The organism is Mesorhizobium sp. M0001 (assembly GCF_040324255.1).
GTDB lineage: Bacteria > Pseudomonadota > Alphaproteobacteria > Rhizobiales > Rhizobiaceae > Mesorhizobium.
In genome coordinates, this window is record NZ_JAMYVS010000002.1 from 830886 (window position 1) to 853673 (window position 22788).

Consider the following 22788-nt stretch of genomic DNA (forward strand, 5'->3'; position numbering starts at 1 on the left):
CGCTCAGGCCGGCAGGTCGGTGGGCGGATTTGATCCGTTTCCCTTGGCGCCACCGAGCGTGGACAGAGCGCTCAGCAGTTTCGTCCGGTCCTTGCCGATCATGAGCACGCCGCTGTCGGGCGCCAGCAGCGCCGAGAACGGAAGCATGGCAGCGCCGATCGAGGAGGCCTCAGGGCCGAATTGCCCCGACACGATCTCCGGCGCGACGATGCCGATTGCGCTGGCCTGGTTGAACTGGGCCTGCACCCTTGCCAGCAGTTCGAGATGGATCGGCCTGGGCAGGATCGAGTCGAGAACGATGGCCTCGATGTCGATGATGGAGGTGATGGCGATGATCGCCTCGACCAGCGCGCTCGCACAATCGTCGATCCATTCGAACAGCGGCACGCGCGCTTCGGCTGGCAACGGATCGAGTTCCCGCACACGATTGATCACCACGCCGCGCGACCTCAGGTGATTGACCAGCACATAGATCGAGGCGCGATGCAGTAGGCTCTGGTAGCGCGCAGGCTTCGCCGCCACCGAATCGAGGCTTGAGGGCGAGACGGGCAAGGGTCCGAGGGCAGCGCTGTTGCCATGCGGCCCGGTGTGGACCCTGCCGCCTTGCACCAGGCCGCCGCCGACAAAAGTGTCGATCGAGATGTGCATGAAATCGCGGAAGCGGGCGCCGGCGCCCTGGACAAGTTCGGCCAGCGCCGCCGACGTGGCGTCGTTTTCCACGAACACCGGCGTCTTCGCCGGCGTGGCAAAGCAAGTCGTCAGGTCGATCGCTTCCCAGCGGCTGCCGAGATCGTCGGGAAAGCCGAGTTCCTCGCTCCAGCCGCCGAGGAAATAGGGTGAGGCAATGCCGACGCCGACGATGCTGGCATCGCCAAGCCCATCCACCAGCTTTTCGAAGGTGGCCAGCGCCATGTTGCCGGCCTTCAGCACCAGATCAGGATCGGGGAAGCGGTATTCGTGCGACTCTCTTGCTCGGATTTCACCGGCGAAGTCGACCAGAACGGCTTCCAGCGCACGCCGGCCGATCTTGATGCCGACGCTGTAGATGCGTTCCGGTGTCAGCCGGTACAGCGTGGAGGGCGATCCGCGTTGTCCGAACCTTTTTCCCACTTGCTTTACGAAACCGGAGGATTCCAGGCCGTCGACGATCGCAGCGACCGCCGCCGGCGTCAGGCTTGCTGCGCGCGCCAGATCGGACTTGGAGGCTTCCTTGAGGCGACGGATGGCGTCGAGCACGAAACGCTCGTTGTAGTGGCGAACTTTGACAGAATTGCTGCCTTTCCCTGACAAAACCCACGTCTCCTCAAATGTCGCCGTCTTACCGCAAGAGGCCGAAACCACCTTCGGCCGAAGCATCCTGCGATGCCTGTGCGAGAGGCGACAGTGCGCGTCGGAACCATGGAAGTCAATTTTGCCGTTGCGCCTTTGCGCTATTTAATATAGCAAATTGAAAAAATAACTAGTCAGGGAGGAGACGTGCTGCACTCGGGCACACAAAGCGAAGCCGACGCTGCGGTGGTGCGGGCTGTTCCTGTTGCCCTGGTTCAGGCGACGAAGGCTTTCGGCGGCACGATTGCGCTCAAGGACGCCTCCTTCGAATTGCGCTCCGGCGAGGTGCTGGCGCTGCTTGGCGAAAACGGCGCCGGCAAGAGCACCTGCGTGAAGCTTCTGGCCGGTGTGCATTCTCCCACCAGCGGTCATGTCGAGGTTGACGGCAAATCAGCCGTCTTCCATTCGCCGCATGACGCGCAGGCGGCCGGCATTGCGGTCATGCACCAGCATCCTGGCCTGTTTCCCGATCTGTCGGTGGCGGAGAACATCTATCTCGGCCACATGCCGCGCGACCGCTTTGGCGGCATCGACAATGCCGCCATGCTGGCCGGCGCCCGCAAGGTGCTGGCCACCGTCGGGCTCGATGTGCCGGCGGCAACGCGGCTGGGAACACTGCGTACCTCTGAACAACAACTGGTCGAGATCGCCCGCGCGCTGTCGCTGGATGCCCGCGTGCTGATCATGGACGAACCCACGGCCGCATTGTCGCAACGCGAGGTCGAGCGGCTGTTTTCCGTCGTTGCCGATCTCAGGCTGCACGGCGTGGCGATGATGTTCGTCGGCCACCGCATGGATGAAATCTTCCGCATCGCCGACCGCATCGCGGTGCTGCGTGACGGGCGCCTGATCGGCGTCAAGCCGAAAGCCGAGCTTGGCCGCGCTGCCGCCATCAGCATGATGGTCGGCCGCGAAGTCACCGACCTCTATCCCGAACGGCGCCATGCCTCAGGCGCGCTGGTGCTGGAGGGGAAGGGACTTTCGCGCGCCGGCGGCTTTACCGGCATCGACCTCAAGCTTCACGCAGGTGAGGTGCTCGGCCTTGGCGGTCTGGTCGGCAGCGGACGCACCGAGATTGCGCGCGTGCTGTTCGGTATCGACCGGCCCGAGGCCGGCGAAATCCTGATCGACCGCAAGCCCGTGCAGTTCGCCTCGGCGCGCGACGCCATGGATGCGCGCATCGCCTATGTGTCGGAAGATCGCATGGGCCAGAGCCTGGTGATGGATTTCTCCATCCTCGACAATGCGGTGCTACCTGTTCTCGACAAGGCCGCACAACGCGGTCTCTACGGCACCGACCGCGCCATCGGTCTGGTGGCGGACTGGCTGAAGCGCATGAAGCTGCGCTTTTCCGGCTACGGGCAGCCGGTGAAAGAGTTATCCGGCGGCAACCAGCAGAAGGTGGTGCTGGCCAAATGGCTGCGCACCGAGCCGCGCGTGCTCATCCTCGACGAGCCGACGCAAGGCATCGATGTCGGCACCAAGGCGGAAGTGCATGCAATGATCGCTGACCTTGCCGCGCAAGGCATGGCGATCGTGCTGATCTCGTCAGAGATGCCCGAGCTGATCGGCATGTGCGACCGCATTATCGTGCTGCGCGAAGGCCGCCAGACTGCTGAGTTTTCGCGCGGACAAGCCACGCAGGAAAAGGTACTGGAAGCGGCGACCAGGACCGATGAACGCGCCGGCCAGGCAGCGCAGATAGAACGCGCCGCCGAGGAGGAAAAGGCAAAAGGACCGTTCGATTTTCTGAAGCGGCGGGAATTCGGCCTGCTTGCGGCGATGCTCGCCGTCGCCATTCCGGTCACCATCATCAACCCGCGCATGGTGAGCGCGGCGAACCTCACCGCTGTGTCGATGGACGCGGCCTTGCTGATTGTCGCCGCACTGGCGCAGATGCTGGTGCTGATCACCCGCAACATCGACCTGTCGATCGCAGCTGTGATCGGCCTCTCCGCCTATATGGCGGCCAGCATGGTTCAGGCCTATCCCGGATTGGACATCGGCATCGGCCTGATCACCGCCTGCGCGGTCGGCGGCTTTGCCGGACTGCTCAACGGCCTTGTCGTTACCAGGGGAAAGATCCCGGCCATCGTCGTTACGCTGGCTTCGATGTCGATCTTCCGCGGTTTCAACTCGATCTGGGCGGCGGGCGACCAGGTCAGCGCCGACGAAGTCACGCAAGCCTGGCTCGACATGACCGGGCTGAAGATCGCAGGCGTGCCGCTGATCGTCATCATCGCTATTGTCATCCTGTGCGCCGGCTATGTGCTGCTCTATCGCACCGCAACCGGGCGCGAGCTGTTTGCCACCGGTTCCAACCCGGACGGCGCAAGGCTGATCGGCATTCCGGTCGACCGGCGCATCCTGCTGGCCTTCGGCATGGCCGGCCTGCTAGGCGGCCTGTGCGGCGCCCTGTGGGCTTCGCGCTACGCCACCATCGATGCCCGCGTCGCGCTCGGCTTCGAACTCACGGTGATCGCCTCTGCGGTGGTCGGCGGCGTCGCCATCCGCGGCGGCTCGGGCACGCTGCTCGGCATCATCCTTGGCGCGCTCACGCTCTTGGTCATCAAGAACGGGCTGACGCTGGTGCGCGTCGATCCGCTCTGGCTGCAGGGCGTCTATGGCCTGGTGATCCTGGTTGCCATCGGCATCGACACCTTCATCGTGCGGCGCGCCGAACAGGCGAGACAGGCGAGGGCGAGATGAGAAAGTTTATCCGCTCGATCGACTTCTGGGATCTGCTGCTGGCGACCGCCTGCCTCGCCGTCTTTATCTATGCGGCGGTCTTCGTGCCGAATTTCGTCTCCGGCTTCAACCTCTCGCAATTGGCCGCAAGCGCCTCGGAAAAGGCGTTGCTGATCCTGCCGATGACGCTGCTCATCATCACCCGCGAGATCGACCTGTCGATCGCCTCGGTGCTGGCGCTGACATCCGTGGTGTTTGGCCTGCTCGTCCAGGGCGGCGTGCCGACGCTGGCGGCCATTCCGCTGACGCTGGTCTTCGGCGGCCTGCTCGGCGCCTTCAATGGCTATCTGGTTTCAGGGCTGGGGCTGCAGTCGCTGGTGGTGACGCTCGGCACCATGGCGCTCTATCGGGGCATTGGCTACATCCTGCTCGGCACCGGTTCGGTCAACATATTGCCGCCGGCGGTCGTCGATTTCGGCATCAGCAATCTGCCGGGCACACAAATCCCGTGGACCATCGTGCCGTTCCTGCTGCTGGCGCCGATCTTCGCGGTGGTGCTGCAGAAGACGCCGACCGGCAAGCGCATCTATGCGCTCGGCGGCAGCCCCGAAGTGGCGCGTTATTCCGGCATCGATACGCGCAAAATGGTGCTGAAGCTGTTCGTCGTTTCGGGCATGGTCGCAGCCATCGCCGGCATCGTCTATACCGCGCGCCTCTCCAACGCCCGCGCCAACAATGCGCTCGGCATGGAGCTCGATGTCATCACCATCGTGCTGCTCGGCGGCGTCAGCGTCTTCGGTGGTAAGGGGCGGCTCACGGGGGTCATGCTGGCGCTGCTGTTGATCGCCATCATCCGAAATGTGCTGGCGCTCAACCAGATCGGCGGCGACGCTCAAGGCATGATCATCGGCCTGCTTCTGATCGGCTCGCTGCTGGTCGGCAATTACTGGCGCTCCCTGGAGGAGCGGCTGTCAAGATCGCGCGTCCTGCGCGAAACCAAGGGGTGATCTCGGGCCCCTTTCTTCAAGCCCGAATTCTGACGGAGGAGACACAATGAAAGCGTTTAGAATAGCCCTGCTCGCATCCGCGGTTCTGCTTGCGCCGGCCTCGCTGGCCTACAGCCAGGAATGCGCCAAGGAACCGGTGACCGTCGGCTTCCTGCCCAAGCTCGACACCGATCCCTACTTCAAGGTGGCTTTCGGCGGCGCCGAGGAGGCTGCGAAGGAAATTGGCGGCACCGCCACCCAGGTTGCCCCGTCGCAAGCGACGGCCGAGGCACAGATCGAATTCATCAACAGCCTTGTGTCGCAGAAGGTCGGGGTCATCGCTATCGCCGGCAACGACGCCAATGCGGTTGCGCCTGCGCTGAAGCGCGCCGTTCAGCAAGGCGTCCGGGTGATCTCGTACGATTCCGACGTCGCGGCCGATGCGCGCGCGGTGTTCGTGAACCAGGTGAAGGGCGACAGTCTGGCCGAAATGATGCTGGAAAGCGCATTCAACCTCAGCGGCGGCGAAGGCGAGTTCGCCATCCTGTCGTCGACGCCGACGGCGACCAACCAGAACGCCTGGATCGACTTCATGAAGGCGAAGATGGCGGCAGAGCCGAAATACGCCAAGATGAAACTGGTGCAGGTCGCCTATGGCGAGGAGAGCGAGCAGGTCAACCAGCAGCAGGCCTTGGCGCTGGTGCAGGCGTTTCCGGATCTCAAGGTGATCATCGTGCCGGCAGGCATTGGCCTTCCGGCGGCCGCGCGCGCACTCGAGGAAGCCGGCATGATCGGCAAGGTCAAGCTGACCGGCCTTGCGCCGGCCACTTTGATTTCGAAATACATCAAGGATGGCTCTGCCCAGGATATCTGGTGGAATGTCACCGATCTCGGCTACCTGACCTATCAGGCGGCCCAGGCGCTGGCGCAGTGCAAGATCACCGGCAAGGAAGGTGAGAAGTTCACGGCGGGCAGGCTCGGCGAATACACGATCGGGGCCAGCGGCGAACTGATCCTTGGCCCGGCCAAGATCGTGACGCCGGAAAACCTGGCCGAGTTTAAGTTCTAAGCCTCCCAAGGCCCGGCGGGCGCCGGTTCAAGCCGGCGCCCGCTCGTTCAATTGTCAGTCGAAAAGCGTGAGGGCGACGATGAAACTCTTGCTGGCAGGCGAGACCTTCGCGGCGACGACCTCGGTTGCCGCCGGCGGCGATGTGCTGACGAGTGCGACGTGGGTAAACGGCGCGACGGCCTTCAATGCCGCACTTGCCGCAGAGGGCATAGCGGTGACGCAGATCGGTGGCGATCGCTGCGCGGCCGAATTTCCGTATGACCTCGACGCGCTGGCCGAATACCAGGCGGTGGTGATCTCCGATGTCGGCGCGCTGACCTTGCTGGTCACGCCGGAGGCCCGCGCCGGGCGCATCGGCGCCAACCGCCTCGACGTCCTCAAGGCCTATGTCGAAGGCGGTGGCGGGCTGATGCTGGCCGGCGGCTATATGGGGTTCCAGGGCATGTTCGGCACGGCGCGTTTCCACGACACCCCGGTCGAGGACATCCTGCCCGTGCGCTGCCTGCCATTCTCGGACGGGCTGGAAGTGCCGCAAGGCCTGCAGCCGTCGATCCTTCAGGCGTCGCATCCAATCCTTGCCGGTGTCGCGGGCCCGTTGCCGCCGATCCTCGGCATGAACAAACTCGATTTCAGGCGCGATGGCTCGTCCCAGCTGCTGGCGACCTGCCATTATCGTGGCACGGACTGGCCGCTGCTTGCTGCTCGCAGCGTTGGCCACGGCCGCACCGTCGCGTGGGCGACCGACATCGGCCCACACTGGCTGTCGCAGGACTTTTTGGGATGGCCGCTCTACGGCAAGCTGATGGGCAACGTCGTGCGCTGGCTGGCCGGCAAGGATTAAGTCTGGCGTGTTTGTAGGGCAGCTAGTCCGGCTTGCTGCTCAACGCTTCGCGCAGCGCCTGGATCCGCCGATTCAAGGCATCGAGATCAGCCATCGTCATGCCCGAGCGTTCGATCAGGGTTTCGTTGAGGCAGTTGCACTGGACGAGCAGCGCGCGGCCGGCAGGCGTCAGGTCGACCTGCACTTGGCGCTCGTCCGTCTGGCTGCGCTGGCGGGTGACGAGACCGGCCTGTTCCATGCGCTTCACCAGCGGCGTGATGGTGCTCGATTCCAAAGCGAGTCTGTGCGCAATCGAGCCGACCGACATCCCGCCGGCTTCGGCAAGTGCGTTCAGCACGAGATATTGCGGATAGGTGATGCCCATCTCGTCCAGCATGGGCTTGTAGGTGCGGTTGATTGCCATGCTGGTGGCGTAAAGCGAAAAACAGATCTGGTTGTCCAACGGGAGAGGCACGAGGCATTCCTTTGCCGACTGAGCACATCAATATGTACCACGAAAAATGATATCGCGATATATATTTTCTGTAGACAAGGATTTGGACCTGCGCTAGTCATATAGTTATCGCGATATTGATTATCGCGGAAGCAATCAATGGAGAGCGAGATGACCAAGGCCGGCAGCAGCACGATCACCACCAAGGACGGCACCGAAATTTTCTACAAGGATTGGGGAACGGGACAACCCATCGTCTTCCATCACGGCTGGCCGCTGAGCAGCGACGACTGGGACGCCCAGATGCTGTTCTTCCTGTCCAAGGGGTACCGCGTCATTGCCCATGACCGGCGCGGCCATGGCCGCTCGACCCAGACCGATACCGGCAACGAGATGGATACTTATGCCGCCGATGTCGCGGAAATTGCGGCGCATCTCGACCTCAAGGACGCTATCCATGTCGGTCATTCTACCGGTGGCGGCGAAGTGGCCCGCTATGTCGCGAAGTACGGCTCCGGCGGCCGTGTCGCCAAGGCCGCATTGCTCGGCGCGGTGCCGCCGATCATGCTGAAGACGGCGGCCAATCCCGGCGGCCTGCCGATCGAGGTTTTCGACGGTTTGCGCTCCGCCCAGGCAGCCAACCGCGCCCAGTTTTTCCACGATGTCGCGGCCGGCCCGTTCTACGGCTTCAACCGCCCCGGCGCCCAGGTGTCGCAGGCTGTCGTCGAGAATTGGTGGCGCCAGGGCATGATGGGCGGCACCAAGGCGCATTACGATTGCATCAAGGCGTTCTCGGAAACCGACTTCACCGACGATCTGAAGGCCATCGACGTGCCGGTGCTGGTGATGCATGGCGACGACGACCAGATCGTTCCGATCGCCGACTCCGCGCTGCTGGCTGTCAAGCTGCTCAAAAAGGGCGAGCTCAAGGTCTACAAGGGCTTCCCGCACGGCATGGCGACGACCCATGCCGATGTCATCAATGCCGACCTCCTGGCCTTCTTCAAGGCGTAGAACCGTTCAGTTGAATAGACATCGTCCAGTCGGATAAGCAAGGCACCCGCCGCCGGGCGGGTGCCTTTGCTTTCATCGAAATGTCAGCGAGACGGTGCCTATTTATCGAGAAAACCAGTGATCAGTTTGACGGTGTCGTCGGGGTTTTCCTCCATGATCCAGTGTCCGGAAGCGGGCACGATGCCGCCCGTGACATCGGTCGCAACAACCCGCAGGACATCGGCCTGCGTAGTGCCAGCGGATTTTTCACCGCCGACAGCCAGCACCGGCATGGTCAGTTTGCCGCCGGCGGCAAGCATCGCCTGGTTGTCGATCGCGTCCTGGTCAAACGCCTTGAACTGCTCGAAAGCGTCATGCATCGCATGCGGGCGGGCATAGAGTTTGGCGTAGTGCCTGCGCGTCGCCTCGTCGATCTTCTTGGGGTCAGCCGACAGCTCGTTGTAGAAGCGGTCGAGATAGATGCGCTCGCGCCCCGCGACCAGCCGCTCCATATCAGGGCCGCGGAAGTTGAAGTGCCAAAGCAGCGGGCTTTGCTTGATCTTTTCCCAGTCGCCTATGCCGGGCAGCGGCGCGTCGATGATAACCCATTTGGTGATGCGCTTGGGATACTGAGCGGCGAGCGCATAGCCGACCATGTTGCCGATGTCGTGGGTGACGAGATCTGCCTTGTCGATCTTCAGGGCATCCAACACGCCGGCGATGTCGACGGCCTGGTTCTTCTTGGCGTAGCCCGCTTCCGGGTGGGCCGACAGACCCATGCCGCGCAGGTCCGGCACGATGACGGTGTGGTCCTTTGCGAGGGCGATGGCCGCGGCGCCCCACATGTCTCCGGTATCGGCAAAGCCGTGCAGCAGCACGACGGCGGGACCCTTGCCGCCAACGCGCACATAGAGTTTGGTGCCGTTGGTTTCGACGGACTGCGTCTTGAAACCCGGCGGAAAGGGAACGATGCGTGCCGTCGCCGGCAAGGTAACAAGAAGCACACCCAATACGGCTAATACGATCTTGCGCATGTCATCCCCCAGAGACGTCGAAGGCCCCAAGCCTTCGTTGATGACTATCTCTAGCAGGCTTTTCAACCAGCGCATGGTGAAAGAATCACAGAGGGCGCAGCAATGCCGCGCCCTGCGTCAAATCCGCAAAATCGACCGGTTTTATCTGGCCGCCGCTTGCGCCTTCCTGGCTTCCTTCATGTTGGGCAGGAACACCGTCAGCAGGCCGAGCAGCGGCAGATACGAGCAGATCTGGAAGACGAAATCGATGCCCTTCATGTCGGCGACGACGCCGAGCACGGCGGCTGCAATGCCGCCCATGCCGAAGGCGAAGCCGAAGAAGATCCCGGCGATGGTGCCGACACGTCCCGGCACCAACTCCTGCGCAAACACGACGATGTTGGAGAAGGCCGAGGACAGGATCAGGCCGATCAGCACCGTCAGCACCATCGTCCATTCGAAATTGGCGTAGGGCAGCGCCAGCGTGAACGGCAGCACGCCGACGATCGAGAACCAGATCATCGCCTTCTGGCCGTAGCGGTCGCCGAACGGTCCGCCGAGCAGGATGCCCAGCGCCGAGGCGCCGAGGAACAGGAACAGCATGACCTGGCTCATCTGCACCGACACGCCGAACTTATGGATGGAATAAAAGGTGTAGTAGCTGGAGAGAGAGGCGATGTAGGCGTTCTTGGTCAGCACCAGCAGCGTCAGCACCGCCAGCGCTCCCATCACCTTCTTGCGCGGGAAGGGGGAGACGAAGCTTGCCGCCTTGCGATTGCCCTGCGCGGCGCGCATCCGGCTGTACCAGCCGCCGACCCGCGACAAAACGATGATGCCGATCAGAGACCCGACGGCGAACCATGAAATGCTGGTCTGGCCGAAGGGCACAACGATGAAGGCAGCGAGCAGCGGCCCCATCGACTGGCCGAAATTGCCGCCGACCTGGAACAAAGATTGCGCCAGGCCAAAGCGGCCGCCGGAGGCAAAGCGGGCAATGCGCGAGGATTCCGGATGGAAGATCGCCGAGCCGATGCCGATCAGCGAGGCGCCGACCAGAAGCAGCGCATAGTGGCCGGCATAGGCCAGAACGATCAGGCCAAGCAGCGAGGACGCCATGCCGTAGGGCAGTGAATAGGGCATTGGCCGCTTGTCGGTGATCATGCCGATGACCGGCTGCAGCAGCGACGCCGTGACCTGGAAGGTGAAGGTCAAAAGACCGATCTGCCAGAAATCGAGACCGTAATTCTCTTTCAGTAGCGGATAGATCGCCGGCAGCAGCGATTGCATGATGTCGTTGATGCCGTGGCAAAAGCTCACCGCCAGAATGACGGTGAAGGCGGTCGCCTGGGCTGAAGGGAGGCTGGCGCTTGGCTGCGGTGCAATGCTGGTGGCTGTCGTATCGGTCAAGGCAGGCTCCGAGGTCTTTTTGGCGGGTGTTTGCCCGCGGGCAGGCTTGGCGGCCGCTCCCGCGGACCGCCTTAAGGACGCTCGTCTGAAGCGCTTGGGCGACGCCCCTGCGGAGCGCCTTGGGGATGGCTGCCTTATAAGCCGCTTGCGAGGCGACTTCTTTCGTGGTTTGGTCCAATAGTTTCGCAAGTGGGCCATAGCCGATGCCACATGGCAGGGACATCTTCCGCGCCGGCAATGCCGATCTCGGCCGATTGCACGAAAGCCGCTGGCAGTGGCTGGAGGAGGTTTCCGGGCCAGCGGTGGCTTTGCCGACCGAATATCCGGACGGTTACCTCGTGCCGCAACACCGCCACAGCCGCAGCCAGCTGCTGCATGCGCTGGTCGGTGTCGTGCTGGTGACGACCAGGTACGGGCGCTGGATGGTGCCGCCCGACCACGCAATGTGGATACCGGCCGGCACCGAGCATTCTGTCGAAATGCTGGGCGACGTCTCGATGCGCTCGGTCTATGTCATGCCGGGCGCTATCCCCGGCCTGCCGGAAGGCTTGCGTGTCGTCGGCGTCACCGAGCTGATGCACAGCCTGATCGTAGAATCGGAAAAGCTGCCGCAAGGTGGCGAACTGGAAGGCCGCGGCGGGCTGATCATGAACCTGTTGCTGCACGAGATCCCGACCTTGCCGGAACGGCCGCTCGGGCTGCCGTTCCCGTCCGACCCGAAGCTGGCGGCGCTCTGCCGACGCTTTGTCGCGGCACCTTCGCCGCACGCCACGATCGACGAGTGGGCGGATGCCGCAGGCATGAGCCGCCGTTCGTTCACCCGCGCCTTCCAGCGCCAGACCGGATTGTCCTTGTCGACTTGGCGCCAGCAGGCCTGCCTGTTTGCGGCACTTCCCAGGCTCGCCGATGGCGAGCCGATCACCAGGGTGGCGCTCGACCTCGGTTATGACAGCGTGCCGGCATTCATAACCATGTTCAAGCGCATGCTCGGGGCCTCGCCGCGCGGCTATATGCGCGGCGCCCGCGACGAAGGCATGCGGCGGGCTCAGCCTCGACTTGAGGCCCCGGCGCCGTAGCGCCAGGAAAAGCCCGCAGCACTTTGTCGTAGGCCCTAGTCCAGCTGAACGCCGCTGGCCTTGACGATCGGTTCCCATTTGGCGAGTTCGGCCTTCACATGCGCTCCAAGCTCTTCCGGGGTGGAGGCCACGATCGAGGCGCTGAACTGGGCCATGCGGGCGATCACATCAGGGTCTTTCAGGGCTTCAACTGCCGCCTTCTCAAGAACGGCGACGACCTCCGGCGGCGTGCCTGCGGGCGCGAACAGAGCGTTCCAGCTGTAGGTTTCATAGCGGGGAATGGTTTCGGCAATGGCCGGTATGTCGGGGAAGGAGGGAACGCGCTCCTTGGTGGTGACGCCAAGCGCTCTCAGCGTCCCGCTCTTGATATGGCCCGATGAAGAGGGGAGGTTGTCGAACATCATCGGCACCTGATTGCCGATAACGTCGTTCAAGGCCGGTCCGGCGCCCTTGTAGGGAATGTGCTGCATACTGACGCCGGCCATCGTCTTGAAAAGCTCGCCGGAGAGATGCAGCGGGGTGCCATTGCCTGATGAGGCGTAGGCATATTTGTCCGGATCCTTCTTCAGCATCTCGATCAGTTCCTTGACGTTCTTGGCAGGGAATTCAGGGTTCACAACCAGGACGTTTGGCACCAGCACGAGCAACGATATCGGCGCAAAATCCTTCTCCGCATCGTAGGGCTTTGTCTTCAGGATCAGCGGGTTGAGCGCGTGGGTTGCGACCGTGCCCATCAGGATCGTGTAGCCGTCCGGTTCGGCTCGGGCGACCTGGGCAGCGCCGATGCTGCCCCCGGCGCCGCCGACATTTTCGACGACAATCTGCTGGCCCAGCTTTTCGGACATCTTGTTGGCGACCAGGCGCGCGACCAGATCCGTCGAGCCACCGGCAGAAAAGGGGACAACCATGGTGATGGTCCGGTCCGGAAAATCGGCGGCCCAGGCCGCCGGTGCTGAAAGGGTGGCTGCGATGGAAACCGCGAGCCCGAGCAAAGTCCTACGCCGCATCTGCTACTCCTCCGTTGATTGGAGGGGCAGTATGGCCATGGTGAACTCCTCGCACAATGCAACCATGGACTGACTGCCCGCCTCAGGAGATCGGGCTTGACACCGATGCTTCGGTTGGCGTGCGCGAGAACGCCTCACCCCTCAGTTCAATCAGCCTTGGTCCAGCTGAAAACAAGCCATTTGTATCGTGACGTCTCTTCAGGCTCGGCCGTGTAGGTCATCTGCATGTCGCCGCCCTCGGCGTAGATGTCGAGCCTGGGCGCCGTGTCCAGTTCGAGCCACAGGGAATCGTTCTTGAACGACCATGTCCCGCACCAGACGCAAGGCCCCGATGCCGGGTCACCCGGTTGGTGAAAATTGTAGCGGCCGTCCGCCGTGATCTCCAGATAGTCGAAGGCGCCATAAAAGGCGGTCACAGTCTGCTGAAATTCGGTCGCAGCCGCTTCCTGGTCGGGCTTCGCCGGCTCTTTCAGATCACGCGGTGGCCGGATTGCGGACCCTGCGATGCTCCATTTGCCGATGAAATCCTTTTCGGTGGGAAGATATTCCGTTTGCGCCTGCGCGGTCGAAACCGGAGCGATTGTCGGCGCATAGGCCGCGCTGGCGATGCCGATTGCGAGAAGCATTCCTGCGATGCCTGCAGCCTTGATTTGATTGCGCATCAGCTGGCTCCTTTCACGACGGTTTGGGGCAGATTCCAAAAACGAGATTACCCCCGAGCCAGGCCCGTGGGCACGCTTTTGGGCAACATGGATTAATCGAACAGGCTCGACACGGACTCTTCGGTCGCTGTGCGCGAAATCGCCTCGCCCATCAGGTCGGCGATGGAGATGACGCGGATATTCGGGGCGTCGAGCACGCCTTGCGTCGGCTGGATGGAATCGGTGATCACCAGTTCCTGCAGCTTCGAGCCGCTGATCCGGGCGACCGCACCGCCCGACAGCACGCCGTGGGTGATATAGGCGGTGACGCTGGTAGCGCCGTTGGCGAGCAGCGCATCGGCGGCGTTGCACAGCGTGCCGCCGGAATCGACGATGTCGTCGATCAGCAGGCAATCCTTGCCGGCGACCGCGCCGATGATGTTCATCACTTCGGATTCACCGGGACGTTCGCGGCGCTTGTCGACGATGGCCAGTTGTGCGTCGAAGCGTTTGGCGAGCGCGCGGGCGCGCACCACGCCGCCAATATCGGGCGAGACGACGACGACATTGGCAAGCTGTTTGTATTTTGCCTTCACGTCGCGGGCCATCACCGGCACCGAGAACAGATTGTCGGTCGGAATGTCGAAAAAACCCTGGATCTGGCCGGCATGGAGGTCGAGCGTCAAAACGCGGTCGACGCCAGCGCGGGTGATCATGTTGGCGACCAGCTTGGCCGAGATCGGTGTGCGGCCCGAGGCCCGGCGATCCTGCCTGGCGTAACCGAAATAGGGGATGACCGCGGTGATGCGCTTGGCCGAGGAGCGCATGAAGGCATCGATCATGATGAGCAGTTCCATCAGATGATCGTTGGTCGGGAACGAGGTCGACTGCAGGATGAAGACATCCTCGCCGCGCACGTTTTCCTGGATTTCGACGAAGATTTCCTGATCGGCGAAGCGTCTGACGCTGGCCTTGCCCAGCGGGACATTGAGATAGCGGGCGACCGCTTCGGCCAGCACCCGGTTGGAATTGCCCGCGAAAAGCTTCATGCACCGTTCCTGGCGAAGGATGGGGAGGTCCTCTTAATCGGGCTTGTAGCGAGCCGTGCCGGTATTGCAAGCCTCGTTGACGGGAATCCGCCGGCTAATCTCAAAAACGTCAACAGTGAACGGAAGCCGGTAACAGGCGGATCAGCCGGCGCTGCCGCCGAGCCAGGCCGCGAACTGGTCGATCGTCTGGTCGGCGATCGCCTGCATGGTAGCGGGTGCAACCGCGGGCCAGCCTTCGGCGGCATTGACCGAGGGCGCCTTCTGCTGGCCATTGATGCGGTGTAGCCGGTTGCCGGCGGGGTCATAGACGTCCCAGACATAGATAACGGTGGTGTCCTTGCCTTCCGTCATCGTCGAGAAGTAGCCCTTCAGCACATGGGTGGCGGCTTGGTCGGCGCTGCCGGCAAGGGTGATGCCGCGCTGCTTGGCGCGTGTCTGCAGTTCGGCCGTCAGCGGCGTTGCCGCTTCCACCGAGGCGCCGACGATCGGCGCGATCTGCAGCCGGGTCTTCGACAAAGCGGCGGCGCTCTGCGCGGGGTTGGCGGGTGTCGTGGCGCCGACGGCCGGCGCTGGTGTGGCGGCGGGCGCAATGCCCGGGGCAGCCAAGGGCTGAGCCGAGGCTGCCGGCGGCGTGATGGCGGACGGCTCAAGGACGTCCTTGGCGTTGGTGCAAGCGGCCAGCACAAGCGCTGCGAGCAATGACACGGTCGTCACATGCGATCGTCTCATCTGCCCGAAAACTCCTTAGTCGCGAACGCCCCCGCGTGGACCAACCATTATGGATTCACTGTACGATCAAGTCGAGATCATGGCGTGAAAGCGGCTTCGGCTGGGATTCGGTGGTCAGGTAGGTGCGGCCAAGCGTCATCGCCGTCTCGGTTTCGGAGTCCATGATGATCATGTGCGCGAACAATGTCATGTTGGGCGCGATCGGCTCGGGATTGCCCTGGTAGAACATCGGCATATCCATCCAGGACGGGGTGAAGCGGGCGCCGACGGAATAGCCGCAGGCGTTCAACCGATGCTTGGTCAGGCTGTGCGCCTCCAGCGTGCGGGCATGCGCGTCGAAGACGTCGCCGAAGGTGTTGCCGGGCGTCATCGCCTTCTCGACCGCCAGAAGAGCCGCGCGGGCGGCGTCGAACAGCTCCTGATGGCGCTTCGACGCCTTGCCGGTCAGCACGGTGCGCATCATCGGCGCGTGATAGTGATGGAACACGCCGGCCCATTCGAGCGTCAGCTGATCGTTCTTGGTCAGCTTGCGGCGCCCGGCCTTGTAGCGGCAGAGCAGCGCGTCGATGCCCGAGCCGATGATGAATTCATTGGCCGGATAGTCGCCGCCGCCGGCAAACACCGCGCCCTGCATGGCGGCAAGGATCAGCGCTTCGTCGCCGCCCTGCTTGATCAGCGGCAGGGCCGCGTCGAGCGCGTCGTCGGAAAGGTTGGCGGCCTTTTCGGCCTTGGCGATTTCAGCCGGGCTCTTGAACAGGCGCAGACGGCCGACAATACCGGAGGCGTCGGCGATCTGGCCGAAGGTCTGCAGCTGCTCGTCGACGCGGCGGCCGTTGAAGGCGGTCAGGCCATGGGTGTCGTATTCGACGCCGATGCGGGCGCCGAGGAGATTGAGGTCGTTGAGCAGGTTGCGCAGGTCGATCGCCGGGTTGGCGCCGTCGCGGTCGGTCCACAGCACGATGTTGCCGATGATCGAGGTGTGGCGCGCCTGGCGCAAATCGGCCGAGCGGGTGAGCAGCACCATCGAGCCGTCAGCCTTCACAACCAGGCACTGGAAGAAACAGAAGCCGAACGTGTCGTAGCCGGTTAGCCAGTACATGCTCTCCTGGGCGAAAAGCAGTACAGCATCGAGCTTCTTTTCCGTCATCTCGATCATCAACCGGTCACGCCGGGCGTCAAATTCCGACCGTTCGAAATGCAGCGCCATTATCCGTTCTCCAAAACAATTGCCGAAACCTGCCGACCGTAGTCCGGTTCCTTGCGATGCGTCGCGCGCCGGTAGGAAAAGAAGAGATCCTCCTCGGCATAGGTGCAGCGGCCAAGCCCCTCGGCGGTCACGCCAGCTTTCTTCAGCCGGTCGACCGTATAGAGGTTGAGATCGAACATTGCATGCGCCGGATTGGCCGAAGGCGCGAAATAGCCGATGTTTTCGGCATCGGCTTCGACGAAACGGGCGACGAATTCCGGCCCGACCTCGTAATTGTCGGGGCCGATCGAAGGACCGAGAACCGCAATGATGCGCTCACGGCGGGCGCCGAGGCTTTCCATCGCGGCAATGGTGTTTTCAAGCACACCGGTGAAAGCACCCTTCCAGCCGGCGTGTGCAGCGCCAATGATGCGCGCTTGCGCATCGGCGAACAGCACCGGGCCGCAATCGGCCGTCGAGGCGCCGATGGCGATGCCCGGCCGGTCGGTGACGATGGCGTCGGCCTTGGGCCGCGGGCCGGGAAAGGGTTCCCTGGCAATAACGACATCGGGCGAGTGGACCTGATGCGCGGTCAGGAGATGGCTGGCCGGCACACCCATCCAGGCAGCGACGCGGCGGCGGTTCTCGGCGACCAGCATCTGATCGTCATCCGAGCCGGTGCCGATGTTAAGTCCCTGATAGATGCCGCCGGAGACGCCGCCGATACGGGTGAAATAGCCATGGCGGATACCTCGCGGCTTGGCCGCTTCCAGCAGCGGCGAGCGAACAGGATCCGGTTTGGTCTGATTCAGCATGGATGGGTTTGTTGTCCGCGCCGGCGTTTTCGTCAAGGCGAAGTTCGGCCGAGTGATTGCGACAGTGCTGCCGCGTCGACTTTGCATTGGCCAAAAGCAGGCATGCGACCACAAGCGACATGGCGAGACGGCTTGTAACGATCTCTGAGGGTCAGACTGGCTGATGCGGCAGGATTTTCAGGATTTTGAACAGCGTGCCCATGCCGTCGGGGCCGGCCAGGCGCTCGACGGCATCGGCAATGGTTTGTCGTGCCTCTTGGCTTGCCTGGCTGCCCAACTGGCCAGCTCGCTCAAGCAATCCCGTGCCAAGCAGAAAGTCGCCCTGCGTCGCCAATTCCACATCGAGGCCATGCGCCCGCACGACGGCGGCCAGTGCAGCGAAGTCGACATGGGCGGTGAGATCGGCTTCGCCGGGATTGGCCAGCACATCTTCGGGGGCGTGCCTGCGCACGGCCTGCAATGTGTCGCCGAAACCGGGCTGGAGATGGCCGTAATCGGGGAACAGCCCGGCGCCGCCGTGGTCGGCTATGCGTTCGGCAATGGTCGCCATCAGTGCCGCGCGGGCCGGTGCTATTTCGAAAATAGAGCCTTGTGGCGCCTCGGCGGCGTCTTCCGGCAGCAGCGTCGCCTCGACCGAGCCGGCGCCGGCGAAGAAGCTCAACTCGTCTGAGACATCGAGGCCGATCACCCGTTCGCGCCAGCCGGCGCCGGCGCGGATGAACTGGCGGATCGGCACAGCGTCGAACAATTCGTTGCCGACAATCAGCAACGGCGCCTGCGGTAGTGTGGCGATGGTTTCGTGCCAGCCGAGCTCAACCGAAGTTTCGGCAAGCGTCTGCTTCTGGATTTCAGTCAGCCGCGGACTGGTCTCGACCAGAGCGAAGGATGCTCCGGCGGCGATAGCCGGATCGAGCCGCGTCAGGGTGCGAAGCATGTCCTTCATCAGCGTGCCGCGGCCAGGCCCGATCTCCGCGATGGTGACCGGCAGGGGTCGGCCGATCGCCAGCCAGGCCTGATAGAGCCAGACGGCGACGAGTTCGCCGAACATCTGGCTGATCTCGGGTGCGGTGACGAAGTCGCCGGCGGCGCCGAACGGCTCGCGCGTGGTGTAGTAGCCGTCGCTGGGATCGAACAGGCAGAGCGCCATGTACTCGTTGACGGGGAGGGGGCCGAGCGCGCCGATCAGGTCGACGATGCGGGTCTTCAGCCGTGTCATGCCGGCTGTGGTTGCGGCGCCGGTTTGGCTGTGGCCATCGCCCAGATGCCGGCCAGCACCATCGGCAGCGACAGCACCATGCCCATGGTGAGCCAGCCGCCGAGGAGGTAGCCGAGCTGCTGGTCGGGCTCGCGGAAGAACTCGACGAAGATGCGTGACAGGCCGTAGCCGCAAATGAAGGCGCCGCCGACAAAGCGCGGCGTCTTCAGCTTCAGCCGCGAATGGGTGAGGAAGCGCAGGACCAGGAACAGCACCGCGCCCTCGAGCAGCGCTTCGTAGAGCTGGCTCGGATGGCGAGGCTCCAGGCCCGCGACACAACCCGCCACGGTCTGCTGGAGACGCTCGTTGCAGAAGACGACGCCCCACGACACGTCGGTCACGCGACCCCAGAGTTCGGCATTGACGAAGTTCGCGATGCGGACGAGGCCGAGCCCGACCGGCACGCCGGCTGCCACCACGTCGAACAGCGTCCAGGTGCGGATGCCGCGCTTGAGGGAAAACAGCGTCATGGCGAGGATGACGCCAAGCAGGCCGCCATGGAACGACATGCCGCCCTGCCAGACGGCGAAGATGTCGAGCGGGTGGTCGATATAGCGCTTTAAATCGTAGAAAAGCACATAGCCGGTGCGTCCGCCGAGCACGACGCCGACGGCGGCCCAGACGATGAAATCGTCGAGGTCGATCGGCTTCATCGGCAAGACGCCATCAGGCCACAGCCTTGTGTTGGTGACGAGCCGCTTGGCGTACCACCAGGCGAACAGGATGCCGACGATATAGCCGATGCCGTACCAGTGCACAGCCAGCGGGCCGATCTGAACCAGGATCGGGTCGATGTTGGGGAAGGACAGCGACGCCATCGGCAGCGGGAAATAGTCGTTCAACAGGATCTCCTGGGAGGGCTCGCGTTAGGGCGCGGACCATGCGGCAGGGTTTTGGCGGGGTCAAGGCAAGGTGACGACAGCCTGATCGTCAGAGATAATGGGCTCAACCCTGCGGCTTGCCGGCGACCAATTGCCTGAGCGCATCGTTGATCCTGTCTTGCCAGCCGGGGCCATCTTCCTGGAAATGGTCGAGCACGGCGCGATCGATCCTGATCGAGACAAGCTCGCGAACGTTTGGTGCGGCGGAGGGTTCGCGAATGGGAGGCGCGGGTTTCTTGACCGGCTTGAAGGCCGCTTCAGCGGCTTCCATCGGATTGGTCGGTCGGCGCGGGGGCGTTGCCATTGGTTGATCCTGAATGAGAGTGACTCTTGCCTGGAGCAAGTCGTGAGGAAAACTAGGCCGCTGGTCTGTGAAGACCAGTAACTTCACTTGGTTCTCTCTGCCATTGCCCTGTATTTGGCTTCAAGCCTGTCCAGCACCTCGTCGCCAGGCTAGACCCGGCCCGCACTGGCATCCGAAATGCCCTTTGCGAGTGCTGCATCGAGTGCTGCAAAGCGCTTCTCCAAGTCCGCACTGTCCGTCACGGCAACCGTCGTTCCAAGAATCCATTTGCGATAATAGCAATCTGTCGGCCGGACCGTGAGCCAAATCGCGTCCGACATGAAGCCGCACCAGCTTCAACGTTCTTGCATTCCGCAGGCAGTGCCACTACGTCAATTCCAGCAAGCGAGGATTTGCCATGTCGACCGGACCGAACCGCATTCTCGATGAATTCGCCAAGCTGATGACCGATGCCGCGGGTGCCGCACAAGGCGTGCGCCGCGAGGTGGAGACTGCCTTCAAGGGGCAGGCCGAGCGCATCCTCAACACCATGGATGTGGTGCAGCGCGAGGAGTTCGAGGCTGCCCGCGACATGGCTGCCAAGGCCCGCGAAGAAAACACCAGGCTGGCCGCCCGCATCGACGCGCTCGAGGCCAGGCTTGCCGAATTGACCGGACAGGCCGCACCTGCGGCTGCGGCAAAGCCCAAAGCAAAAAAATAAAATTTGAACTTTTCCACAAAGCACAATCCGAAAAAATGCTTTGCCGTGAATCGTTTACCGGCAATGCATGAATCTTTGTGACAGCGCCTTTCCACATGCTGATGACGCAGTGCGAAAAATTAGGCTGTTCACGCGACTCCCGATCAATAGACTGAATTTGTTGCATGATTCGGAGCAGGGTCATGCGGCCGGGCGGTGGGGTCCGGTCCGGGGTCTTTGTGTCGTGAAGTCCTGGCCGTCCGAGTTCAAGACAAGATTGTTCGTCGTGTGTGCCCCGCGGAGCGTGTGGCGCTCCCCCTGAACACAGGAAGCATTCCATGGAACTTCTCGAACTCGAATTCTCCCGCGAAATCCATCCGGTGGATGTCATCGAGCAGGTCGCCCATAACAATGACTGGTCCTTCGAACGGGCCGGCGATGACGAAATCTCGATCTCGGTTGCCGGCAGCTGGACCGATTATCACGTCTCCTTCTCGTGGATGGAGGACTTCGAGGCGCTGCATCTGGCCTGTGCTTTCGACATCAAGGTGCCGGAAGCCCGCGCGCTGGAAGTGATGCGGCTTTTGTCGCTGATCAACGAGCAGATGCTGTTTGGCCATTTCGATCTCTGGGAGCAGGAGGGCGCGATCATGTTTCGCCAGTCGCTGCTGCTTGCCGGCGGGGTCGAACCGTCGAGCCAGCAGGTCGAGGTGCTTTTGTCGTCGGCGCTTGAAGCCTGCGAGTGCTATTTCCAGGCCTTCCAGTTCGTTGTCTGGTCGGGAACCTCGGCCAAGGATGCGCTGGCCGGCGTCCTGTTCGAGACCTATGGCAACGCTTGAGCTTCCATGAGTTCGAGCAGCGCGCGCAAGCCCGAGATCAGCTTTGCCGATTTTGATCGTGTCGACATCCGTGCCGGCACGATCGTTGAGGCCGAGCCTTTCCCCGAGGCGCGCAAACCCGCCTTCAAGCTGAAGATCGATTTCGGCCCTGAGATCGGCGTGAAGAAATCCTCGGCACAGATCACGAAATACTATGCGCCGGAAACGCTGGTGGGACGGCAGGTGTTTGCGGTGGTGAATTTCCCGCCGCGCCAGATCGGTCCGTTCATGTCGGAAGTGCTCACGCTCGGCTTCCCTGATGAGGAAGGCGCCGTGGTCCTTGGCGCCATCGAGCGCAAGGTGCCGGACGGCGGCAGGTTGTTTTAGGAAGATTGCGTCAGGCGGCCAGCTTGCGCCTTGTGCTCAGCGCCTCTTCGACCGTGTCCATGAACATTTCGGCGCAGGCTTTCCAGCTGTAGCGCATGGCGCGTTCGCGCGCCTCGGCGCGGTCGACATTGAGCGCGGCGAGCGAGGCCTCGCGCAGATCGGTCGACACCGCGCCGCCGATGCCGTCGCCGACAATGTCGATCGGTCCGGTGACCGGATAGGCGGCCACCGGCGTGCCGCTGGCCAGCGCCTCGATGATGACGTTGCCGAACGTGTCGGTGCGGCTGGGGAAAACGAAAACATCAGCCGAGGCGTAGATCTCGGCCAGCTCATCGTTCGGGCGATGGCCGAGGAAATGCGCCTGCGGGTACTTCGCCCTGAGCCTGGCCAGTTCCGGTCCTTCGCCGACGATCACCTTGCTGCCGGGCAGGCCGAGATCGAGGAAGGCGCTCAGGTTCTTCTCGATGGCGACGCGGCCGACGCACAGGAATACCGGGCCGGGAAAGCCGAGGTCCTTCTTCTTGTCCGGGCGGAAGTGATCGGTGTCGACGCCCCGCGTCCACGGCCTGAGCTTGGTGAAGCCTCGCGACGCAAGGTCCTCCGCCAGCGACTGGGTGGCGACCAGCGTGCCTTGTCCGGAATTGTGGAAATCACGCAGCCAGCGATAGGCCCAGCTCTCCGGCACCGGCAGGCGGGCGCTGAGATATTCGGGAAAGCGGGTGTGATAGCTGGTGGTAAAGGGACGGCCAGCATTGCGGCAATAGCGCCGCGCCATGATGCCGAGCGGGCCTTCGGTGACGATATGGATATGGTCCGCCTTGCGAGCCTCGATCAGCCGCGCGACATGACCGGGCGTGGTCAGCGCCAGCCTGATGTCGGGGTAGGTCGGCAACGGCAAGGTGCGAAAGATGTTCGGGGTCAGGAAGTCGACCGCAACGTCGAAGGTTTTCAGCGTTTCGGTGAGCCGCTCCAGCGTGTGGACGACGCCGTTGACTTGCGGCCGCCAGGCGTCGGTGACCATCAGGATGCGCATGGCGGTCCTTTGCTCGGGTCGACGGTTGCCTTGATGCGATAGCGGTACGGCCCGGCTGCCCTCGCTTCGCTCCACCGCACCCGGGCAGGCACGAGGTCGAAGTAAGGCGGCTGAGCCGAATCAACTGATGTCGCGCGCTTCATGCGCGCTCTTGACCATGGTTTCATGA

The 22788-nt window shown here is 63.1% G+C and carries 23 protein-coding genes; 9 read left to right on the forward strand and 14 right to left on the reverse strand.

From position 1 onward, the window contains the following. Nucleotides 1–3 precede the first annotated feature (3 nt). Complete coding sequence (locus tag NKK50_RS08960) at nt 4–1290, reverse strand: ROK family transcriptional regulator (RefSeq protein ID WP_023744294.1); 1287 nt, start codon at nt 1288–1290, stop codon at nt 4–6. Nucleotides 1291–1476: 186 nt separating this feature from the next. Here NKK50_RS08960 and NKK50_RS08965 point away from each other — a divergent pair, with 186 nt between their 5' ends. The 4 genes from NKK50_RS08965 to NKK50_RS08980 all read left to right on the forward strand — a co-directional run bounded on the left by NKK50_RS08965 (nt 1477) and on the right by NKK50_RS08980 (nt 6913). Then, a complete protein-coding gene (locus tag NKK50_RS08965) occupies nt 1477–4038 on the forward strand; it encodes an ATP-binding cassette domain-containing protein (protein WP_352499790.1) in 2562 nt (853 codons plus the stop codon). Continuing rightward, nucleotides 4035–5024 (forward strand): ABC transporter permease, encoded by a 990-nt coding sequence (locus NKK50_RS08970; RefSeq protein ID WP_023670040.1) that lies wholly within the window; start codon nt 4035–4037, stop codon nt 5022–5024. The genes NKK50_RS08965 and NKK50_RS08970 overlap by 4 nt, the downstream gene beginning before the upstream one ends. A gap of 46 nt (nt 5025–5070) precedes the next feature. Beyond that, on the forward strand, nt 5071–6072 hold the full coding sequence (locus NKK50_RS08975) for a rhamnose ABC transporter substrate-binding protein (protein WP_031203833.1): 1002 nt from the start codon (nt 5071–5073) through the stop codon (nt 6070–6072). A gap of 79 nt (nt 6073–6151) precedes the next feature. After that, nucleotides 6152–6913 (forward strand): glutamine amidotransferase, encoded by a 762-nt coding sequence (locus NKK50_RS08980; RefSeq protein WP_023744297.1) that lies wholly within the window; start codon nt 6152–6154, stop codon nt 6911–6913. Between the two features lie 22 nt (nt 6914–6935). Here NKK50_RS08980 and NKK50_RS08985 read toward each other — a convergent pair whose 3' ends face one another. Beyond that, nucleotides 6936–7367, reverse strand: a complete 432-nt coding sequence (locus NKK50_RS08985; protein WP_023744298.1) for a MarR family winged helix-turn-helix transcriptional regulator — start codon at nt 7365–7367, stop codon at nt 6936–6938. A 150-nt stretch (nt 7368–7517) separates the two neighbouring features. On the opposite strand from NKK50_RS08985, the gene NKK50_RS08990 reads away from it, so the two are divergent. Next, the gene (locus NKK50_RS08990; protein ID WP_502896481.1) at nt 7518–8360 is read left to right on the forward strand and encodes an alpha/beta fold hydrolase; all 843 of its coding nucleotides are present in this window, start codon (nt 7518–7520) and stop codon (nt 8358–8360) included. Between the two features lie 98 nt (nt 8361–8458). Here NKK50_RS08990 and NKK50_RS08995 read toward each other — a convergent pair whose 3' ends face one another. Continuing rightward, nucleotides 8459–9373, reverse strand: a complete 915-nt coding sequence (locus tag NKK50_RS08995) for an alpha/beta fold hydrolase (protein ID WP_023744300.1) — start codon at nt 9371–9373, stop codon at nt 8459–8461. Between the two features lie 141 nt (nt 9374–9514). After that, nucleotides 9515–10759 (reverse strand): MFS transporter, encoded by a 1245-nt coding sequence (locus tag NKK50_RS09000; RefSeq protein WP_023833517.1) that lies wholly within the window; start codon nt 10757–10759, stop codon nt 9515–9517. Between the two features lie 203 nt (nt 10760–10962). Here NKK50_RS09000 and NKK50_RS09005 point away from each other — a divergent pair, with 203 nt between their 5' ends. Beyond that, a complete protein-coding gene (locus NKK50_RS09005) occupies nt 10963–11835 on the forward strand; it encodes an AraC family transcriptional regulator (RefSeq protein WP_023686122.1) in 873 nt (290 codons plus the stop codon). A 35-nt stretch (nt 11836–11870) separates the two neighbouring features. Here NKK50_RS09005 and NKK50_RS09010 read toward each other — a convergent pair whose 3' ends face one another. The 9 genes from NKK50_RS09010 to NKK50_RS09050 all read right to left on the reverse strand — a co-directional run bounded on the left by NKK50_RS09010 (nt 11871) and on the right by NKK50_RS09050 (nt 19702). Continuing rightward, nucleotides 11871–12842: a Bug family tripartite tricarboxylate transporter substrate binding protein gene (locus NKK50_RS09010; RefSeq protein WP_023833516.1), complete on the reverse strand. Its 972-nt coding sequence runs from the start codon at nt 12840–12842 to the stop codon at nt 11871–11873. Between the two features lie 146 nt (nt 12843–12988). Continuing rightward, entirely contained in the window at nt 12989–13504 is a 516-nt protein-coding gene (locus NKK50_RS09015) for a hypothetical protein (RefSeq protein WP_023833515.1), read from the reverse strand. Nucleotides 13505–13596: 92 nt separating this feature from the next. Next, complete coding sequence (locus tag NKK50_RS09020; RefSeq protein ID WP_023686119.1) at nt 13597–14532, reverse strand: ribose-phosphate pyrophosphokinase; 936 nt, start codon at nt 14530–14532, stop codon at nt 13597–13599. Nucleotides 14533–14673: 141 nt separating this feature from the next. Beyond that, nucleotides 14674–15261 (reverse strand): hypothetical protein, encoded by a 588-nt coding sequence (locus NKK50_RS09025; RefSeq protein WP_023737819.1) that lies wholly within the window; start codon nt 15259–15261, stop codon nt 14674–14676. A gap of 55 nt (nt 15262–15316) precedes the next feature. Next, on the reverse strand, nt 15317–16468 hold the full coding sequence (locus tag NKK50_RS09030) for a M24 family metallopeptidase (RefSeq protein ID WP_023833514.1): 1152 nt from the start codon (nt 16466–16468) through the stop codon (nt 15317–15319). Further along, nucleotides 16468–17262, reverse strand: a complete 795-nt coding sequence (gene pgeF, locus NKK50_RS09035; protein ID WP_023705898.1) for a peptidoglycan editing factor PgeF — start codon at nt 17260–17262, stop codon at nt 16468–16470. Before pgeF ends, NKK50_RS09030 begins: the two co-directional genes overlap by 1 nt. Nucleotides 17263–17413: 151 nt before the next feature. Continuing rightward, on the reverse strand, nt 17414–18478 hold the full coding sequence (locus NKK50_RS09040; protein ID WP_023683719.1) for a class I SAM-dependent methyltransferase: 1065 nt from the start codon (nt 18476–18478) through the stop codon (nt 17414–17416). Further along, nucleotides 18475–19359, reverse strand: a complete 885-nt coding sequence (gene lgt / locus NKK50_RS09045; RefSeq protein WP_023672032.1) for a prolipoprotein diacylglyceryl transferase — start codon at nt 19357–19359, stop codon at nt 18475–18477. The genes NKK50_RS09040 and lgt overlap by 4 nt, the downstream gene beginning before the upstream one ends. A 103-nt stretch (nt 19360–19462) precedes the next feature. Further along, the gene (locus tag NKK50_RS09050) at nt 19463–19702 is read right to left on the reverse strand and encodes a BrnA antitoxin family protein (RefSeq protein WP_023683720.1); all 240 of its coding nucleotides are present in this window, start codon (nt 19700–19702) and stop codon (nt 19463–19465) included. A gap of 397 nt (nt 19703–20099) precedes the next feature. Here NKK50_RS09050 and NKK50_RS09055 point away from each other — a divergent pair, with 397 nt between their 5' ends. From NKK50_RS09055 to NKK50_RS09065, 3 genes are all read left to right on the forward strand, one after another. Next, nucleotides 20100–20402 carry an accessory factor UbiK family protein gene (locus NKK50_RS09055; protein WP_023711152.1) on the forward strand — a complete coding sequence of 101 codons (303 nt, stop codon included), beginning with the start codon at nt 20100–20102 and terminating at the stop codon, nt 20400–20402. A gap of 317 nt (nt 20403–20719) precedes the next feature. Beyond that, nucleotides 20720–21220, forward strand: a complete 501-nt coding sequence (locus tag NKK50_RS09060; RefSeq protein WP_006202532.1) for a type III secretion system chaperone family protein — start codon at nt 20720–20722, stop codon at nt 21218–21220. Nucleotides 21221–21226: 6 nt separating this feature from the next. Further along, nucleotides 21227–21586, forward strand: coding sequence for a tRNA-binding protein (locus tag NKK50_RS09065; protein WP_023672028.1), 360 nt, complete (start codon nt 21227–21229; stop codon nt 21584–21586). 10 nt (nt 21587–21596) lie between these two features. Here NKK50_RS09065 and NKK50_RS09070 read toward each other — a convergent pair whose 3' ends face one another. Beyond that, entirely contained in the window at nt 21597–22619 is a 1023-nt protein-coding gene (locus NKK50_RS09070; protein WP_023833513.1) for a glycosyltransferase family 4 protein, read from the reverse strand. Between the last annotated feature and the right edge of the window lie 169 nt (nt 22620–22788).

Bases quoted from the DNA above. Each gene is read 5' to 3' on its own strand.
- NKK50_RS08970 (WP_023670040.1), top strand. From the start codon at position 4,035: ATGAGAAAGTTTATCCGCTCGATCGACTTCTGGGATCTGCTGCTGGCG.
- NKK50_RS08975 (WP_031203833.1), top strand. From the start codon at position 5,071: ATGAAAGCGTTTAGAATAGCCCTGCTCGCATCCGCGGTTCTGCTTGCG.
- NKK50_RS08980 (WP_023744297.1), top strand. From the start codon at position 6,152: ATGAAACTCTTGCTGGCAGGCGAGACCTTCGCGGCGACGACCTCGGTT.
- NKK50_RS08990 (WP_502896481.1), top strand. From the start codon at position 7,518: ATGACCAAGGCCGGCAGCAGCACGATCACCACCAAGGACGGCACCGAA.
- NKK50_RS08995 (WP_023744300.1), bottom strand. From the start codon at position 9,373: ATGCGCAAGATCGTATTAGCCGTATTGGGTGTGCTTCTTGTTACCTTG.
- NKK50_RS09005 (WP_023686122.1), top strand. From the start codon at position 10,963: ATGCCACATGGCAGGGACATCTTCCGCGCCGGCAATGCCGATCTCGGC.
- NKK50_RS09010 (WP_023833516.1), bottom strand. From the start codon at position 12,842: ATGCGGCGTAGGACTTTGCTCGGGCTCGCGGTTTCCATCGCAGCCACC.
- NKK50_RS09015 (WP_023833515.1), bottom strand. From the start codon at position 13,504: ATGCGCAATCAAATCAAGGCTGCAGGCATCGCAGGAATGCTTCTCGCA.
- NKK50_RS09020 (WP_023686119.1), bottom strand. From the start codon at position 14,532: ATGAAGCTTTTCGCGGGCAATTCCAACCGGGTGCTGGCCGAAGCGGTC.
- NKK50_RS09025 (WP_023737819.1), bottom strand. From the start codon at position 15,261: ATGAGACGATCGCATGTGACGACCGTGTCATTGCTCGCAGCGCTTGTG.
- NKK50_RS09030 (WP_023833514.1), bottom strand. From the start codon at position 16,468: ATGGCGCTGCATTTCGAACGGTCGGAATTTGACGCCCGGCGTGACCGG.
- pgeF (WP_023705898.1), bottom strand. From the start codon at position 17,262: ATGCTGAATCAGACCAAACCGGATCCTGTTCGCTCGCCGCTGCTGGAA.
- NKK50_RS09040 (WP_023683719.1), bottom strand. From the start codon at position 18,478: ATGACACGGCTGAAGACCCGCATCGTCGACCTGATCGGCGCGCTCGGC.
- NKK50_RS09050 (WP_023683720.1), bottom strand. From the start codon at position 19,702: ATGGCAACGCCCCCGCGCCGACCGACCAATCCGATGGAAGCCGCTGAA.
- NKK50_RS09055 (WP_023711152.1), top strand. From the start codon at position 20,100: ATGTCGACCGGACCGAACCGCATTCTCGATGAATTCGCCAAGCTGATG.
- NKK50_RS09060 (WP_006202532.1), top strand. From the start codon at position 20,720: ATGGAACTTCTCGAACTCGAATTCTCCCGCGAAATCCATCCGGTGGAT.
- NKK50_RS09065 (WP_023672028.1), top strand. From the start codon at position 21,227: ATGAGTTCGAGCAGCGCGCGCAAGCCCGAGATCAGCTTTGCCGATTTT.
- NKK50_RS09070 (WP_023833513.1), bottom strand. From the start codon at position 22,619: ATGCGCATCCTGATGGTCACCGACGCCTGGCGGCCGCAAGTCAACGGC.